Source organism: Streptomyces sp. NPDC003393, from assembly GCF_053589015.1.
On sequence record NZ_JBSFRB010000059.1, the window covers coordinates 12041 to 27260 of the forward strand.

The 15220-nt window shown below is 72.7% G+C and carries 17 protein-coding genes; 7 read left to right on the forward strand and 10 right to left on the reverse strand.

Annotation, left to right across the window (positions count from 1 at the left end; translation table 11 throughout):
* The first annotated feature begins 50 nt into the window (after positions 1 to 50).
* From ACWDUZ_RS35545 to ACWDUZ_RS35555, 3 genes are all read left to right on the forward strand, one after another.
* Entirely contained in the window at positions 51 to 653 is a 603-nt protein-coding gene (locus ACWDUZ_RS35545; RefSeq protein ID WP_451635953.1) for a TetR/AcrR family transcriptional regulator, read from the forward strand.
* Positions 654 to 708: 55 nt separating this feature from the next.
* Complete coding sequence (locus ACWDUZ_RS35550; RefSeq protein WP_451635954.1) at positions 709 to 1224, forward strand: DinB family protein; 516 nt, start codon at positions 709 to 711, stop codon at positions 1222 to 1224.
* 175 nt (positions 1225 to 1399) lie between these two features.
* Positions 1400 to 1918: a hypothetical protein gene (locus ACWDUZ_RS35555; protein WP_451635955.1), complete on the forward strand. Its 519-nt coding sequence runs from the start codon at positions 1400 to 1402 to the stop codon at positions 1916 to 1918.
* Positions 1919 to 2139: 221 nt separating this feature from the next.
* Here ACWDUZ_RS35555 and ACWDUZ_RS35560 read toward each other — a convergent pair whose 3' ends face one another.
* The 7 genes from ACWDUZ_RS35560 to ACWDUZ_RS35590 all read right to left on the reverse strand — a co-directional run bounded on the left by ACWDUZ_RS35560 (position 2140) and on the right by ACWDUZ_RS35590 (position 8634).
* Positions 2140 to 2667, reverse strand: coding sequence for a hypothetical protein (locus tag ACWDUZ_RS35560; RefSeq protein WP_451635956.1), 528 nt, complete (start codon positions 2665 to 2667; stop codon positions 2140 to 2142).
* Between the two features lie 413 nt (positions 2668 to 3080).
* Positions 3081 to 3764, reverse strand: coding sequence for a uracil-DNA glycosylase (gene ung / locus ACWDUZ_RS35565; RefSeq protein WP_451635957.1), 684 nt, complete (start codon positions 3762 to 3764; stop codon positions 3081 to 3083).
* 154 nt (positions 3765 to 3918) lie between these two features.
* Positions 3919 to 5502: an ABC transporter substrate-binding protein gene (locus ACWDUZ_RS35570; RefSeq protein ID WP_451635958.1), complete on the reverse strand. Its 1584-nt coding sequence runs from the start codon at positions 5500 to 5502 to the stop codon at positions 3919 to 3921.
* A 262-nt stretch (positions 5503 to 5764) separates the two neighbouring features.
* Complete coding sequence (locus tag ACWDUZ_RS35575; protein ID WP_451635959.1) at positions 5765 to 6523, reverse strand: SDR family oxidoreductase; 759 nt, start codon at positions 6521 to 6523, stop codon at positions 5765 to 5767.
* A 12-nt stretch (positions 6524 to 6535) separates the two neighbouring features.
* Positions 6536 to 7297 carry a 3-oxoacyl-ACP reductase FabG gene (fabG, locus tag ACWDUZ_RS35580; RefSeq protein WP_451635960.1) on the reverse strand — a complete coding sequence of 254 codons (762 nt, stop codon included), beginning with the start codon at positions 7295 to 7297 and terminating at the stop codon, positions 6536 to 6538.
* 126 nt (positions 7298 to 7423) lie between these two features.
* Positions 7424 to 7873, reverse strand: coding sequence for a DUF3037 domain-containing protein (locus tag ACWDUZ_RS35585; RefSeq protein WP_451635961.1), 450 nt, complete (start codon positions 7871 to 7873; stop codon positions 7424 to 7426).
* Positions 7870 to 8634: a HipA family kinase gene (locus tag ACWDUZ_RS35590; protein WP_451635962.1), complete on the reverse strand. Its 765-nt coding sequence runs from the start codon at positions 8632 to 8634 to the stop codon at positions 7870 to 7872. The genes ACWDUZ_RS35585 and ACWDUZ_RS35590 overlap by 4 nt, the downstream gene beginning before the upstream one ends.
* Before the next feature lie 157 nt (positions 8635 to 8791).
* Between ACWDUZ_RS35590 and ACWDUZ_RS35595 the strand changes: the two genes are divergently transcribed.
* Complete coding sequence (locus tag ACWDUZ_RS35595) at positions 8792 to 9262, forward strand: Rieske (2Fe-2S) protein (RefSeq protein WP_451635963.1); 471 nt, start codon at positions 8792 to 8794, stop codon at positions 9260 to 9262.
* A 131-nt stretch (positions 9263 to 9393) separates the two neighbouring features.
* Positions 9394 to 9861: a pyridoxamine 5'-phosphate oxidase family protein gene (locus ACWDUZ_RS35600; protein ID WP_451635964.1), complete on the forward strand. Its 468-nt coding sequence runs from the start codon at positions 9394 to 9396 to the stop codon at positions 9859 to 9861.
* 21 nt (positions 9862 to 9882) lie between these two features.
* Here the strand turns inward: ACWDUZ_RS35600 and ACWDUZ_RS35605 are convergent, their stop codons facing one another.
* The gene (locus ACWDUZ_RS35605) at positions 9883 to 10785 is read right to left on the reverse strand and encodes a LysR family transcriptional regulator (protein ID WP_451635965.1); all 903 of its coding nucleotides are present in this window, start codon (positions 10783 to 10785) and stop codon (positions 9883 to 9885) included.
* 74 nt (positions 10786 to 10859) lie between these two features.
* On the opposite strand from ACWDUZ_RS35605, the gene ACWDUZ_RS35610 reads away from it, so the two are divergent.
* Positions 10860 to 11876, forward strand: a complete 1017-nt coding sequence (locus tag ACWDUZ_RS35610) for a DMT family transporter (protein WP_451635966.1) — start codon at positions 10860 to 10862, stop codon at positions 11874 to 11876.
* A 131-nt stretch (positions 11877 to 12007) separates the two neighbouring features.
* On the opposite strand, the gene ACWDUZ_RS35615 is transcribed toward ACWDUZ_RS35610, so the two are convergent.
* Complete coding sequence (locus ACWDUZ_RS35615) at positions 12008 to 13339, reverse strand: aminotransferase class I/II-fold pyridoxal phosphate-dependent enzyme (RefSeq protein WP_451635967.1); 1332 nt, start codon at positions 13337 to 13339, stop codon at positions 12008 to 12010.
* Between the two features lie 35 nt (positions 13340 to 13374).
* Between ACWDUZ_RS35615 and ACWDUZ_RS35620 the strand changes: the two genes are divergently transcribed.
* Positions 13375 to 14076, forward strand: coding sequence for a pyridoxamine 5'-phosphate oxidase family protein (locus tag ACWDUZ_RS35620; RefSeq protein WP_451635983.1), 702 nt, complete (start codon positions 13375 to 13377; stop codon positions 14074 to 14076).
* Positions 14077 to 14106: 30 nt separating this feature from the next.
* On the opposite strand, the gene ACWDUZ_RS35625 is transcribed toward ACWDUZ_RS35620, so the two are convergent.
* Positions 14107 to 15060 (reverse strand): DMT family transporter, encoded by a 954-nt coding sequence (locus tag ACWDUZ_RS35625; RefSeq protein WP_451635968.1) that lies wholly within the window; start codon positions 15058 to 15060, stop codon positions 14107 to 14109.
* Positions 15061 to 15220: the final 160 nt, after the last annotated feature.

Sequence of the window (15220 nt, forward strand, 5' to 3'; positions counted from 1 at the left end):
ACGCGCGGTCCCATGCACTACGGGCGTAGTCGCCGGGTAGGTTGGCCCCCATGTCCGCAGCTCCAGCCCCCGCGAACGTCTCGCGCGCCGATCGCGTGGCCGACGCCGCCCTCGCCCTGCTCGCCGAGCGCGGGATGCGCGGCCTGACACACCGGGCGGTCGACGAGGCGGCCGGGCTGCCGCAGGGCTCCACGTCGAACCTGGCGCGCACCCGCCAGGCCCTGCTCGATCTGGCGGTGCGACGGCTGGCCGAGCGGGAGGCGCGGGTGCTGGCGCCGCACGAGCTTCCGGACCCGCGGACCGGCGGCCTCGACGCGCTGGTGGACGGGCTGGCGCTGGCCACGCACCGCACGCTGACCCGGAACCGCGAACTGACCCTCGCCCGCTACGAGCTGGCCCTGGAGGCCACCCGCCGCCCCGAGCTGCGCTCCCACTTCGACGCCGCGGGCGCCTACTTCCGCGAACAGCTCGGCAGCCTGGTCACGGCGATGGGTTCGGCCGACCCGGACCGGCACGTGCTGTCCCTGATCGCCTGGGCGGACGGGCTGATGTTCTCCTGCGTGGCCGGCACCTTCCACGCCCGCGTGCCGGAGCTCGACGAGGTGCGGGCGAGCCTGCGGGAACTGCTGGAGGGGATGTTCGGCGCCGGATGACGCGGCGCCGGAAAAGCCGTGGTGCGACGAGGCCGGGCTGCGCCAGGATCGGGACATGACGACGGAGGAACGCCAAGAGCCCGCCCAGGACGCCGACGAACGCACCATGCTGGAAGGCTGGTTGGACTACCACCGGCAGACGCTGGCGTGGAAGTGTCAGGGCCTGACCGACGAACAGCTGCGCACCAGGTCCGCCGAGCCGTCCGGTCTGTCCCTGATGGGGCTGGTGCGGCACATGGCCGAGGTGGAACGGCACTGGTTCCGCGTCGTGCTGGCAGGAGCGGAGCCGGCACCGATCTACTACAGCGAGCATGACCCCGACGGCGACTTCCACGTCACCGAGAAGGACACCTGGGCCGAGGCGTACGCCACCTGGCAGGCCGAGATCGAGGCCGCCCGGCGCGGCGCCGCCGGCATCGGCCTGGACGAGATGTCCCGACGCCACGGCAGGCTCACCGACAAGCCGTTCAACCTGCGGTGGATCTACACCCACATGATCGAGGAGTACGCCCGCCACAACGGCCACGCCGACCTGCTGCGCGAGCGCCTGGACGGAGCGACCGGGGACTGAACGAACGGCACGTCGGCCGACGCGCCGGGCGCCGCCGGGTCGGGGGCGGCGCCGGCCCGGGGCGTCAGCCGCGTGTGGCGCCGGCACCCCCTACGGGGCCGGAGATCACCCGTGCGGGGCATCCTGGGCCCCGTCCCCCGGCCGACGACGGTCCGGACCCAGCAGAGTTGCGCGCGTGCATCGAACGACGACCACCGCAACGCTGCTGGTCACCGTGGCAGTCGCGGCCCTCACCGGCTGCGTCACGGTCCAGCGGCCGCCCGTGTCCGGCCCGGCCGCGGCACCCTCCGCACCCCGGGCGCCGCGCCCGGACGGCAGCACCGCGCCACGCCCCGTCCAGGCACCCGCCCAGGAGGCCCTGCAACGCGTCGCACCGCCCGCATCCCCGCGCCCGACCGCGCGCCCGGGCGCCCCGGCGGACCTCACGGCGCCCCCGCAGACCCGCCCGGCCCCCGAGCCGCCCGGGCAGCAGCCGCAACCCCCGAACCGGCGCTCCGCCGCCCATCCCCACCTCCACGAGCGGCACCCGGACCCCGGGCACCAGCGTCCGCCAGGGCCACCGCACTCCGAAGCCCCCTCCGGCACCCACGCGGCGCCGTCGAACCCCGGCGTCTGCGCCCTCGGCAGGCAGTACGGCGGCTGGCGCCCGGACAGTCCCGAGGCACGCATCTGCGGCCGGACATACGGCCGTTGACGCCTCAGCGCGCCGGACACCGCACTCAGGGCTGTCCCGCAATCCCCGGCGGGCGCGCGACGCCGGCTACGGCACCTCGCCACGTTGTCGGACCATCCGCATACGCCCAGCGTGCGGACGTCCCCCCGCCGTGCGATGCTCCCCCACTGCCTGAACGGCGTGGGAGGCGCCCCCGGCATCCGACGCCGCGCGCTGATCCACCGCGGACAACGGGACAGCCCTCAGAACGGCCGGCGCGGCGGCCCCTCGGGTTCCTCCCCGCGGCCGGAGACGTCGCCCTCGCCCAGCCGCAGTTCCATCCGGTGGATCGCCGCACGGACTCCGTCTCCGTAGGTGTCGTCGGCGAGGGCGTCGGCCGCATCACGGGCACGGTGGAGATGGCTGCGTGCCGCCTCGCAGCGGCCCAGCTTCACATAGTCGGCGGCGAGGTTCAGATGGAGGGACGGATACAGGGCGCGGGCCGCCGGCGCGCCCTCGTGCTCGGCGAGCCGGTCGTCCGTGAGCTCCTCCGCCGCCGACAGTGCCCTGAGGTCCCAGGCCAGTTCGTCGGAGGGGTCGTCCTGGGTGTCCGCCATGTAATGGGCCAGCGTACAGCGGTGCAGCGGATCGCCGTCCTCGCCGATCTCGCGCCACAGGCCGAGGAACCGCACCCGTGCCTCCTCGCGGTCACCGGCGTGGTGCAACATGATGCACTGCCCGATCCGCGTCAGCACGGCGTCCGACGCCGCCTGCTCCTGTCGTTCCGTCACCACGGCCTCCAGCGCTGTCCCCGACCCGACTCCCCCGACGTTAGGGCCCAACGGCCCGAATCCCCCCGAAGACGCGGGTCCGGCACCCCACATACGGCGATCCGGGCAGGCCCCGCGGACCCGCCCGGGACATATCGGGACCGGTCCGGGACCCAGGACGGGCAGGCGCGGAGGCAGGGTCCGCCCGAGATTTCGGCGGAGCCAGGGACTGGACGCCGGGATCGGACGAGGCCGGACGGGAACCGGGACGAGGCCGGACGGAACCGGGCGGAACCGGATGCGGCCGGACCAGAACCGGGGCCGGGGCCGGTGGAGCCGGCTCCGGCGTGTCCCGGTCGCTCCTCCCCGGACCCCGCCGGATCCCGCGCACCGTCCGCCCCGTCCCCTGAACCAGCCGCGCCCCCGCCCGGCTCTCAGCCCAGGTTCGGAATGCGCCAGTCGATCGGCTCGTGGCCCTGGCGGGCCACCGCCTCGTTGATCTGGGTGAAGGGGCGGGAGCCGAAGAACTTCTTCGCCGACAGCGGCGACGGGTGCGCGCCCTTGACGACCACGTGCCGCGTCTCGTCGATCAGGGGGAGCTTCTTCTGGGCGTAGTTGCCCCACAGGACGAACACCGCCGGGTCGGGCCGGTCGGCCACCGCGCGGATCACGGCGTCGGTGAACTTCTCCCAGCCGCGCCCCTTGTGGGAGTTGGCGACGCCGCCGCGCACCGTCAGCACCGCGTTCAGCAGAAGTACGCCCTGCTCGGCCCACGGCATGAGGTAGCCGTTGTCCGGGACGGGCGTGCCCAGCTCCTCGAGCATCTCCTTGTAGATGTTGCGCAGCGAGGGCGGGATCCGCACCCCGGGACGCACCGAGAAGCACAGGCCGTGCCCCTGTCCCTCGCCGTGATACGGGTCCTGCCCGAGGATCAGCACCTTGACCTTGTCGTACGGCGTGGCGTCCAGCGCGGCGAAGACCTCCTCGCGCGGCGGATAGACGGGACCCTTCGCCCGCTCCTCCTCGACGAACTCGGTCAGCTCCTTGAAGTACGGCTGCTGCAGCTCGTCGGCCAGAACCCCGCGCCAGGACTCGGGCAGCATGGCGATGTCGGTCACGTCACGTCCTCACGATGTGCGGTCACTTCCAGGGCACCGAACCTACAGGCGGCCACTGACAACGGCGCCCCGCCCCGGCAGTCCGGCGGCTGTCGCCGGAGCCCGAAGTCCTGCCTCCGGCAACCGGTTCCCGCACTCGGAGGCTCGCTCCGCCCTACCAGCTGGTCTTGCGGGACAGCTCCCACATCATCATGATCGACGACGGGTCGAGCGACCGTTCGCCGCCCGAGATGTCGTCGCTGGCGGCCACGTACTGCTTGCCCTGCCACAGCGGCAGCAGCCGTGCGTCGCGCACCAGTATCTGCTGGGCCTGCTCGAACTCCTTCACCACGTTCCCGCGGTCGCTCTCGCGCCGCGACTCGGGCAGCAGCACCTTGGTGATCTCGGGCGTCGGGTACGGGGTGCCGAGCGCGTTCTGCTGCCCCACGAACGGGGCGATGAAGTTGTCGGCGTCGGGGAAGTCCGGGGACCAGCCGCGTCCGAACACCGGGTACTCGCCCTTCTGGTAGCCGGCGACGTAGGTCTTCCAGGGCCGGCTCTTCAGGGTGATCGTGAACAGGCCGGAGTCGTCCAGTTGCCGCTTGAGCTCCTGGAACTCCTCGGCGGTCTCGGAACCGTAGCGGTCACTGGTGTACCAGAGGGTGAGCGGGACCTTCTGGGTGATGCCCGCCTCGGTGAGGATCTCGCGGGCCTTGGGCACGCTCGGGTCGCCGAAGTCGTCGAAGAAGTCCGTGGTGTGGCCGGTCAGTCCCTTGGGGACCATGGAGTACAGCGGGTCGACCGTGTCCTTGTAGACGGTGTGGGCGATCGCCGGCCGGTCCACGATCTGGGCGACGGCCTTGCGCACGGCCCGCTTGGCCGCCCAGGAGTCCTTCGGGTTGAACACCAGGTAGTTGATGTCCGCGCTCGCGCCCTCGACGAGTTGCAGGTCCTCCGAGCCCTTGCCCTGGAGGGCGACGACGTCGTCGGCGGCCAGACCGCGGTAGGTCACGTCGATGCTGCCGTCCCGCAGCGCCTTCACCATGGTGGCGGAGTCCTGGAAGTAGCGGATGGTCACCGCATCGTTCTTGCGCTCGGCGTACCCCTGGTAGTTGCCGTTCCTGACCAGTTCGGCCTGCTTGCCGTCCTGGTACGACTTCAGCGTGTAGGGCCCGGAGCCGAAGACCTTGCCGTCCTTGCGCAGGGCGTGCGCCGGGTAGTCGTCGGGGTCGACGATCGACATGGCGGGGGTGGCGAGCACGAACGGGAAGGTCGCGTCGGGCTTGTTGAGCCGGAAGACGACGTCCCGGTCGCCGGCCACCTGCACCCGGTCCAGACTGCCGAGCAGCCCGGCGGGGCCACCGGGCGCGTTGATGTTCCGGATGCGGTCGATGGAGTACTTGACCGCCTGGGCGTCCAGGGCGTGCCCGTCGGCGAACTTCATGCCGGATCGTAGTTCGCAGCGGTAGACGCGGTTGGAGGTGTCGGTGAACCGGCAGCTGCGCGCGGCGTCGGGCTGGGGTGTGGTCGCACCGTTGGGGTAGGCCAGCAGCGTCTGGTAGATGTTCCGGAACAACTCCCAGGAGCCGTCCCATGACGCCGCCGGGTCCAGCGTGCTGGGAGCACTGGTCGTCCCCACGACGATGGGTCCCGCACTGTCGGGATCGTCGTCGGAAAAGACGCTGCACCCGGCCACGAGGGATATGGACGCCATCACCACCGCGGGCCGCAGACATCGCTTCCGGTTGAACACGCGCACGCTCCTCGATCCGCCGTACCAACGGTCGGCAGACCATACCGCGGCTTTCCCCTCCGTGAACCCGCAATGAAGATGGTCTTGATCAGCGCGTGACTGACTACGTTGTCATGCCGCTCTGCCAGCGGTCCTGGAATGACAGTGGGGCCGTTTCCGTCAAGAGGAACGAGGAATTCCTTGCCGAAGAGGAACGAAGAGGAACGAACTCGGGCAAGGAATTCCCCGGCCGAAACGGAAACGGCCCCGGGCCGGTTCTTCCGGAACGTCAGCCGACCCCGGCGTTGAGGAACATGCCGCCGTCGACGACGAGTGTCTGGCCGGTGATCCAGTCGGACTGCTCGGAGGTGAGGAACGCGGCCGCCCCTCCGATGTCGGAGGGCACGCCGAGCCGCCCGAGCGGGTAGGCCGCGGCCGCCTCCTCCTCGCGCCCCTCGTACAGGGCCTGCGCGAACCTGGTCTTCACCACGGCCGGCGCGATCGCGTTGACCCGCACGCGGGGCGCGAACTCGTGCGCCAGCTGCTGGGTCAGGTTGATCATCGCGGCCTTGCTGACGCCGTAGGCGCCGATGAAGGGCGAGGGCGCGAGGCCGGCGATGGAGGCGATGTTGACGATCGCCCCGCCGTTGTCCTTCTGCCAGGCGTGCCAGGTGCGCTGGGCGAAGCCGAGGGCGGAGACGACGTTGGTCTCGAAGACCTTGCGGGCCACGTTCAGGTCGAGGTCGGCGATCGGGCCGAACACCGGGTTGGTCCCGGCATTGTTGACCAGGAAGTCGACGCGGCCGAACACCTCCATGACGTGTTCGACGGCCTCGGCCTGGTGGGCCTCGTCGTGGGCCTTGCCCGCGACGCCGATGACCCGGTCGGCGCCGAGCCTCTCGACGGCCTCCTTCAGGGCGTCCTCGTTGCGGCCGGTGATGCACACCCGGTCGCCCCGGGCCACGAGCGCCTCGGCGACGCCGTAGCCGATACCGCGGCTGGCACCGGTGACGAGGGCGACCTTGCCGGTCGGTTCCACGGAAGTCATTTGTCCGTTCCCTTAGTTGAGCGGTCCGCCGGCGACATAGAGCACCTGGCCGGAGACGAAGCCGGCCGCGTCGTCCGTGAAGAAGGCGATCGCGTTGGCGATGTCCTCGGGCTCGCCCACGCGCTGCACCGGGATCTGGGTGGCGGCGGCGGCCTTGAAGTCCTCGAAGTTCATGCCGACGCGTTCGGCGGTGGCCTTGGTCATCTCGGTGGCGATGAACCCGGGGGCGACGGAGTTGGCGGTGATGCCGAACTTGCCGAGTTCCTTGGCGAGGGTCTTGGTGAAGCCCTGCAGGCCCGCCTTGGCGGCCGAGTAGTTGACCTGGCCGCGGTTGCCGAGCGCGGAGGACGAGGAAAGGTTGACGATGCGGCCGAAGCCCGCGTCCACCATGTGCTTCTGCACCGCCCGGGTCATCAGGAACGAGCCGCGCAGGTGCACGTTCATGACGGTGTCCCAGTCGGAGACGCTCATCTTGAACAGCAGGTTGTCGCGGAGCACGCCCGCGTTGTTGACGAGGATGGTCGGCGCGCCGAGTTCCTGGGCGACACGGGCGATCGCCGCCTCGACCTGCGCCTCGTCCGAGACGTCGGCGCCGACCGCGACGGCCCTGCCGCCCGCCGCGGTGATCTTCTCCACGGTGTCCTTGCAGGCGGCCTCGTCGAGGTCGATCACGGCGACCGCGCGGCCTTCGGCGGCCAGTCGTACGGCGGTGGCGGCGCCGATGCCGCGCGCGGCACCGGTGACGACGGCTACCCGCTGCTCAGTGCTGGACATTGCTGCTTCTCCTCGCCCTTGAGAGAACCTGGTGTGCGGTGAGCGACCGCTTAGTACCTTCGGTGGAACGTGACGCTAGAAGCCCCGGCACGCGGTGTCAACGACACAGGGTGCCGGTGTGATCCATTACCTCACCAGGAGGTCCAGCAACCGCTCGGTCTCGGCGGCCGGGTCGGTGGTCAGCCCGGTGTGCACGGGACCGGGCTGGACGACCGTCGAGCGGGGTGCGATCACCCAGCGGAACCGGCGCCCGGCCTCGTCGCGGGCGGCCGGCCCGGCCGCGTCCCCGCCGGCGCAGACGCCCTCCACGGCGCGCAGCACCGCCCGCACACCGGCCACGTCCGCGTCCGGGTCGAGGGCGAGCAGGCGGGCCTCGTCCAGATGGGTGCGGGCGCCGACGTAGGACCGGGCGCGACAGTAGACGATCACGCCCGCGTTGATGCACTCGCCACGCTCGACACGCGGTACGACACGCAGCACGGCGTACTCGAAGACGTCGCGGTCGCCGCCCTGGCCGGCCCTGGTGATGTGGCGCTCGCCCGCCTGGCGGCCGCCGATGATGTGGTGGTCGCTCACTTGGCCCCCTCGATGCCGGTGATGCGTTCATGGATGACGGCGGCCCGGGCGAGCAGCGGGCGGGCGTAGGCCCGGCGCAGCTCGTCCGGGGTGTCGAAGCCGGGTTCGCCGGCCAGCCAGACGTCGGGGATCTCGGCGGTGACCTCGGCGAGCAGGTCCTCGGTGACCAGGGGCGCGAGCCGGGCCGCGGCGGCGGCGAGGTCCGGGCCGAAGGACGCGAGGGCGTGGTCGGAGGCGTCGTACGGGCGGGCCGCGGAGGCCTCGGCGCCGGGCCAGTTGTGGTGCCAGATCATGGTCGCGCCGTGGTCGATGAGCCACAGCCCGCCACGCCACCTGAGCAGGTTGGGGTTGCGCCAGGAGCGGTCCACGTTGCCCACCAGCGCGTCGAACCAGACGATCCGTCCGGCCTCCTCCGGGTCCACCGGGAAGGCGAGCGGGTCGAAGCCGAGCGCGCCGGAGAGGAAGTCCATCCCGAGGTTGGTGCCGCCACTGGACCTGAGCAACTCCTGCACCTGTTCGTCGGGTTCGCCGAGCCCCAGCACGGGAGCGAGGCCGATCGCCACCAGGCGGGGCACCCTCAGTCCCAGCCGGCGGGCGAGTTCGCCGCACACCACCTCGGCGACGAGCGTCTTGCGGCCCTGGCCGGCGCCGGTGAACTTCAGGACGTACGTCCCGAAGTCGTCGGCCTCGACGAGTCCCGGCAGCGAGCCGCCCTCGCGCAGCGGTGTGATGAACCGGGTGGCGGTGACTTCCTTGAGCATCGCCCCAGGCTACTGGCCTCTCCGCACAATTCTCGCCGTCGTCTGAACGCCCGGCGCCCGGCGCCCGTACCCCTGTACGGATCACCACTCGGATCACGAGGTTCCGGGCGGACCACGGGGTCCGCCCATGAAGTCTGCGCTAAGGGGAGACGTCGGCATGACCAGCGAATCGCTTCAGTCCCAGGGGGCACCGGCCCGCCGTACCGTCGTGGCGGCGGTGGGCGCGGCGGGGCTCGCCGTGGCGCTGAGCGCGTGCGGATCGGACGACTCGTCGTCGTCGGGCTCGGCCACCACCCAGAACGGCAGTGACGCGGGCGGCGGGGGCGCGGCCGGCCCCTCCGGGGCGGTACTCGCGAAGACCGGCGACATCCCCGAGGGCGGCGGCAAGATCCTGGCCAAGGAGGGCGTGGTGGTCACGCAGCCGGTTCAGGGGCAGTTCAAGGCGTTCTCGTCGAAGTGCACCCACCAGGGATGCGCGGTGACCGGGATCGCCGGCGGCGTGATCAGCTGCCCCTGCCACGGCAGCCAGTTCTCGGCGGCCGACGGCAGCGTGAAGAAGGGCCCCGCCACCCAGCCGCTGCCCGCGAAGGACATCACGGTCTCCGGCGACGAGATCAAGCTGGCCTGAGGCGCCCGCGACACCAGTTCGTGCCGAGGCGGCGTCAACTCCCGGCGAGGCGCCGTACGCTCTCGTCGAAACAGCACCTGCTCACACCGAACCAGCACCCGCTCACGCCGAAGAGGAGAAGAAGCGGCCGCATGACCGTCACACAGCGCCGGGGCCGGAAGATCATGATGACTCCGGGCGAGCTGGACGCGTTCCTCACCGCGCAGCGCACCTGCCGGGTGGCCACGGTGTCGCCCGGCGGCGCCCCGCACGTGAGTGCCCTGTGGTTCGCCTGGGACGGCACCTCGCTGTGGCTGTACTCGGTGGTGCGCAGCAGGCGCTGGGCGGATCTGCGTCGCGATCCCCGGGTGGCGGTCGTGGTCGACACGGGCGAGGAGTACGACCAGCTGCGCGGCGTCGAACTGTCCGGCACGGCCGAGTTCGTCGGGGAGGTGCCACGCGTCGGAGAGCTGCGGGCGGAACTCGACGTCCCCGAGACGCTGTTCGCGCGCAAGTACTTCGGCCTGGAGGAGATGCCGCACGACGGCCGGCACGCCTGGGTCCGGCTGACTCCCGAGAAGACCGTCTCCTGGGACTTCCGCAAGCTCGGCCCGGGGTGAACCGACCGGACGCCGAGGGCCTCAGTCGATCTGCTCCCCCGCCGTCCGCAGCGCGTCGACCGCCGCGCGGATCGAGGGGCGGCGGTCGGCATCGGCGCGCCAGACGGCGTAGACGTGCCGCCGCACCGCCTGCCGTACGGGGACGGTCCGCACCCCGGCGGGCAGCGGCCCGCGCCCGAGCCGCGGCGCCACGCACACGCCGAGTCCGGCGCCGACCAGGGCGAGCTGGGTGGCGTGCTCCTCGGCCCGGTGCGCGATGCGCGGCTCGACGCCCTTGGAACGCAGGGTGTCCAGCAGCCACTCGTGGCAGAACTCCGCGTCCCGCCAGGTGATCCAGTCGTCCTCGGCGAAGTCCTCCAGGTCGACCTCGGCACGGTCCGCGTACGGGTGTCCGGCGGGCAGGGCCACGTCGGCGGCGTCGTCGAGGATCGGTGCCCGGGTGAGCCCGTCGGGCACGGGCAGCGGTTTGTTGTACCAGTCGAGCACGACCGCCAGGTCCACGTCACCGCGGAGCACGGCGCGCACGGCGAGCGCGGGCTCGACCTCGTCGGTGGTGACGCTGAGACCCGGATGCCGTGCGCGCAGATGGCACAGCGCCGTGGGGAAGAGCCCACGCGCGGCCGTGGGGAACGCGCCCAGCCGCAGCTCCCCGACCACCTGCCCCCGCTGTGCCTCCAGGTCGGACTGGGCCACCGCGACCTGTGAGAGGATGCGCGCCGCGTGCTCGGCGAGCAGCCGGCCCGCGTCGGTGAGCCGCACCCCGCGGCCGTTCCTGGCCAGGAGCTGCTGGCCGACCTCCCGCTCCAGCTTCGCCATCTGCTGCGAGACGGCCGAGGTGGTCACATGCAGTCCGTCCGCCGCCCCGCTGACCGAGCCGTGTCGGGCCAGGGCGTCGAGGGTGCGCAGGCGCTCCAGATTCAACATGTAAGAGAGGCTACGAGGTATCGCGGGAAAATTCTCGATTGTGCTACGAGGTCGCAAGCAGGCATCGTACGACCATGAGCACCGCGACCGTCTCGTCACCGCCTCCCTCCGTCCCGGCCGGACGGGCCCGCCGGCCCCCGCACTGGCGGGTCCGCTTCGCCTTCCTCTCGCTGATCTGGGGATTCAGCTTCCTGTTCATGAAGGTGGGCACGCGGGGCTTCGCGCCCTTCCAGGTGACCCTGGGGCGTCTGGTGTTCGGCACGGCGGTGCTCGTGGTGGCGATGGCGGTGAAGCGGGAGCGGCTGCCGCGCGGCGCCCGCCTCTGGGGGCACCTGGCGGTCGCCGCGTTCTTCCTCAACGCCCTGCCGTTCTCGCTGTTCGCGTACTCGGAGCTGACCATCCCCTCCACCCTCGCGGGCATCTGCAACGCGACCTCACCGCTGTGGGGGATGGCCCTGTCCCTCGTGGCCCTCTCGGAGGACCGCCCGACCCGGGTCCGGGTGGCCGGTCTCGGACTGGGCTTCCTCGGGGTGCTCACGGTGCTGGGCGCCTGGCAGGGCTTCCACGGACTGGACGCGGGCGGCACGGCGATGGCGCTGCTGGCCTCGCTGAGCTACCCGGTCGGCTGGATCTACGTCCGGCGCACCCTGGCCGGCTCCGGCGAGTCGCATCTGTCGCTGACGGGCGGCCAGCTGCTGCTGGCGACGGTGCAGCTGGCCGTGGTCACCCCGCTGTTCACGGACCTGCCGAGCCGTCTGTCCGTGGTGCCGCTGCTCGCGATCGCCGCGCTGGGCGCGCTGGGCACCGGGGTGGCGATGCTCGTCCAGTACGGCCTGGTCGCCGAGGTCGGCCCGACGACCGCGCAGATGGTCACCTACTTCGTTCCGATCATCGCCACCGCCGCGGGCGTCGCGGTCCTCGGCGAACAGCTGGCCTGGTCGACTCCGGTCGGCGCGGTGATCGTCCTCGCGGGCGCGGCCCTGACGCAGGCCCGTCCCAGGAGCGGAGACCGCCCCGCCCGGGCCGCCGCGGCACGGTCCGAGCGGCCGGAGGCGAAGCCCTCACGGCCCGAACCCGCGGGCAAGGCCTAACGGCTGTCCCGCAGTCCCCGGCGGGGGCGCCGCCCTGTCAGACGTGGCTCCGCGCGGGTGCCACCCCGTCAGACGTGACTTCGCATGGGGTGCCACCCCGTCAGACGTGACTTCGCACGGGTGGCGCCCCGTCAGACGTAGCTCCGCGCCGGCGCCGGTCCGAGGGCCGCCGCCACGGCGTCCGCCAGTGGCGCCGTCTCGTCGTCCCGCAGGGTCGAGACGGTGATGCGGATGCCCGGGGGCGCGCTCATCCGGAACCGGGCGCCCGGGGCGACCGCCCAGCCGGCGTGCAGCAGGCGGGCGACGGCACCGGTCTCGTCCGGCACGGGCACCCACACGTTCATCCCGCTGCGCCCGTGCGCGGCGATCCCCCGTTCGGCCAGCGCGCCGATCAGCGCCTCGCGCCGCCTTCCGTACTCCGCCGCCACCGCCCGCGTGTCCGGCGTCCCGTCCCGCCACAGCCGCACGACGGCGCGCTGCAGCAGCAGGCTCACCCAGCCGGGCCCGAGCCGCTGCCGCCCGCGGACCCGGTCGACGGTGGTCTCGTCCCCGGTGAGCACGGCGAGCCGCAGATCGGGGCCGTACGCCTTGGCGACCGACCGGACGAAGGCCCAGTGCCGGGTCGTGCCGGCCAGGGGGTGCAGGGGCAGGTCGACGATGCCGTGGCCGTGGTCGTCCTCGATCAGCAGGGTCTCCGGGTGCTCGCTCAGCACGGCCCGCACGGCACGCGCGCGCGTCGCGCTCACCGCCGCACCGGTCGGGTTCTGCGCGCGGTCCGTCACGATCAGGGCGCGGGCGCCGTCGGAGAGCGCTCGGCGTACGTCGTCGACGAGGGGGCCCTCGTCGTCGACTCCGACGGGCCGGGTGCGCAGGCCGAGGGCGGGCACCAGGTCGAGGACGCTGCCCCACCCCGGGTCCTCGACGGCGACCGTGTCGCCCGGCTTCAGGTGCGCGGCGAGCACCCGTTCCGTGCCGTCGAGCGCCCCGGAGAGGACGGCGACGGGTCCCTCCGGCACGCCGTCGGCGTCCAGCGCGGCACGCGCGTCGCGGGCCAGCTCCGGGTCCACGGCCACATGCCCGTAGAGCACCGGCTCGCGGTCGCCCTGGGCCGCGGCCGCGGCCAGCGCCGGTGCCAGCGGCGGCAGCAGTGCCGGATCCGGGTTGCCGCTGGAGACGTCCCGTACGCCCTCGGGCACGTCCACGCGGATGTTCTCCCGCCCGGTGGTGGCGGGCGCGGGCCGTACCCGGCTGCCGCGGCGCCCGGCCGTCTCGATGACCCCACGCTCGCGCAGCACCCGGTACGCGGCCGCCACCGTGTTCGCGTTGACCCCCAGTCGGGTCGCCAAGTCGCGCATGGGCGGCAGGAGTTGGCCGGGTTCGAGGTCACCGGAACCCACCGCGCGCTCCACGCTCGCCGCGATCTCCGCTGCGCGCCGCCCTTCGATCCGATATTCTCCTAGCACAAAGCAGATTATGCACTAGTGCAATGGAGACCGCAATGCAGGGGACCGAGCAGCCCGCCGCGCCGACCGCCGACGCCTACGCCCGCACCGGGCGCACCGTCCCCACCCGTTCGTCGGACCGGGCGTCGTACGACAAGGAGCTGGTGCACGCGATACTCGACGAGGGCTACGTCTGCCACCTCGGCTTCGTGCGCGACGGCACCCCCGTGGTGCTGCCGACGCTGTACGGCCGGGTCGGCGAGCGGCTCTACGTGCACGGCTCGACGGGCTCGCGCCCACTGCGCATGGCCAGCGCCGCCAGGCAGGGCGGTGCCGAGCCGGGACTGCCGGTCTGCCTGACGGTCACGCACGTCGACGGCCTGGTGCTGGCCCGCTCGGCCTTCCACCACTCGATCAACTACCGCTCCGTCGTGGTGCACGGCATCGCCCACCAGGTCACCGGCCCCGAGGAGAAGCGGGCGGCGCTGGACGCGCTGGTCGACCACGTGGTGCCGGGCCGCGCGGCCGACTCGCGCCCCGCCGATGCCAAGGAACTGGCAGCCACCGCCGTGCTCCGGCTCGACCTGGAGGAGGTCTCCGCCAAGCTGCGGACCGGCGGTGTGAACGACGAGCCCGAGGACCTCGCCCTCCCCCACTGGGCCGGTGTGATCCCGGTCCGCAGTCAGTACGGCACTCCCCTCGCCGACGCGGACCTGGCCCCGGGCATCGGGCTTCCGGGCTACCTCGCGGAACTGTGAGGCGGGCCGCCGCACCGGCGGCCCCCTTCGTCACACGAGGACCGGTTCCCGTACGGACGCCGACCGTGCCCCGCGTGCCTCCGCGACAGCGAGGCCGCCGACGGACCCCAGCATCAGCGTGGTGCCGACGAAGGTCGCCGTCGTCAGCCGCTCGCCCAGCAGGGTCACCGCCAGCACCGCCGCGCCGACCGGCTCCAGCAGCATGATCACGGAGACGGTGGCGGACCGGACGACGGCCGCGCCCGCGAAGTACAGGGCGTAGGCCAGGGCCGTGGGAACGGTCCCGATGTAGGCCATCAGCCACAGCACCCGCGGGGGTTCGGCGGCGTGCGGGACCAGGCCCTCCGCCAGGGCGAACGGCAGCAGGCACAATCCTGCCACCGCGAAGGCCCCCACGGTCGTGGCGGACCGGTCGGCCCCGGCCGAACGCCCCCACCGGCGGGTGAGCAGCGTCATGACGCTGTAGCCGGCGGCCGAGACAAGGGCGAGCAGCACGCCCCACGGGTGTGCTGTGGCGCCACCGCCGCCGAGGACCAGCACGCCCAGCCCGGCCAGTGCCCCGGCGACGGCGGTCAGCCCGGCCCGGCCGAGCCGTTCACCCAGCGTGAGGCGGGCGCCGAGGGCGATCAACACGGGTCCGGCGCCCAGCGTGACGACGGTGGCCACCGCCAGCCCGGTGGCCATCACGGCGTAGAAGTAGGCGGTCTGGAACACGGCCAGGCCGGCACCGGTCGCACCGGCCCGCAACAGCCGGCGGCCGAGCGGCACGGGTACCGCCGTCCGGACGCGCGGGCGCAGCAGCCGCACCGCGAGCAGCAGCAGCGCACCGGCCGCGCAGCGCCAGAAGGACAGGGCGGCCGGTCCCATGTCACTGGCCCGGTAGACCAGTGAGGCGGCAGCGCCCGCGGTGCCCCAGGCGGCACCGGCGACGATCAGACAGAGGAGGCCACGCCCGACGGGCAGGCCGGAGGAAGCGTGCGACACGAGTTTCTCTCCGCCAAGACGCAGAAGCGGGTGAGGACCCCGGTTCGGCGGGGTCGTCGGACTTCTTCTGCGGGCAGCACCGTTCAGCCCGGCGACGCGCGCCGGGCCGGGATCACCGGAGGGCCCGCCTCAGGCGGCCGGGGGCGGAAGAACGAGTGCG

Coding starts and splice junctions, on each gene's coding strand:
- ACWDUZ_RS35545 (WP_451635953.1), top strand. CDS start 51: ATGTCCGCAGCTCCAGCCCCCGCGAACGTCTCGCGCGCCGATCGCGTG.
- ACWDUZ_RS35550 (WP_451635954.1), top strand. CDS start 709: ATGACGACGGAGGAACGCCAAGAGCCCGCCCAGGACGCCGACGAACGC.
- ACWDUZ_RS35575 (WP_451635959.1), bottom strand. CDS start 6,523: ATGACTTCCGTGGAACCGACCGGCAAGGTCGCCCTCGTCACCGGTGCC.
- fabG (WP_451635960.1), bottom strand. CDS start 7,297: ATGTCCAGCACTGAGCAGCGGGTAGCCGTCGTCACCGGTGCCGCGCGC.
- ACWDUZ_RS35590 (WP_451635962.1), bottom strand. CDS start 8,634: ATGCTCAAGGAAGTCACCGCCACCCGGTTCATCACACCGCTGCGCGAG.
- ACWDUZ_RS35595 (WP_451635963.1), top strand. CDS start 8,792: ATGACCAGCGAATCGCTTCAGTCCCAGGGGGCACCGGCCCGCCGTACC.
- ACWDUZ_RS35600 (WP_451635964.1), top strand. CDS start 9,394: ATGACCGTCACACAGCGCCGGGGCCGGAAGATCATGATGACTCCGGGC.
- ACWDUZ_RS35605 (WP_451635965.1), bottom strand. CDS start 10,785: ATGTTGAATCTGGAGCGCCTGCGCACCCTCGACGCCCTGGCCCGACAC.
- ACWDUZ_RS35610 (WP_451635966.1), top strand. CDS start 10,860: ATGAGCACCGCGACCGTCTCGTCACCGCCTCCCTCCGTCCCGGCCGGA.
- ACWDUZ_RS35620 (WP_451635983.1), top strand. CDS start 13,375: ATGCAGGGGACCGAGCAGCCCGCCGCGCCGACCGCCGACGCCTACGCC.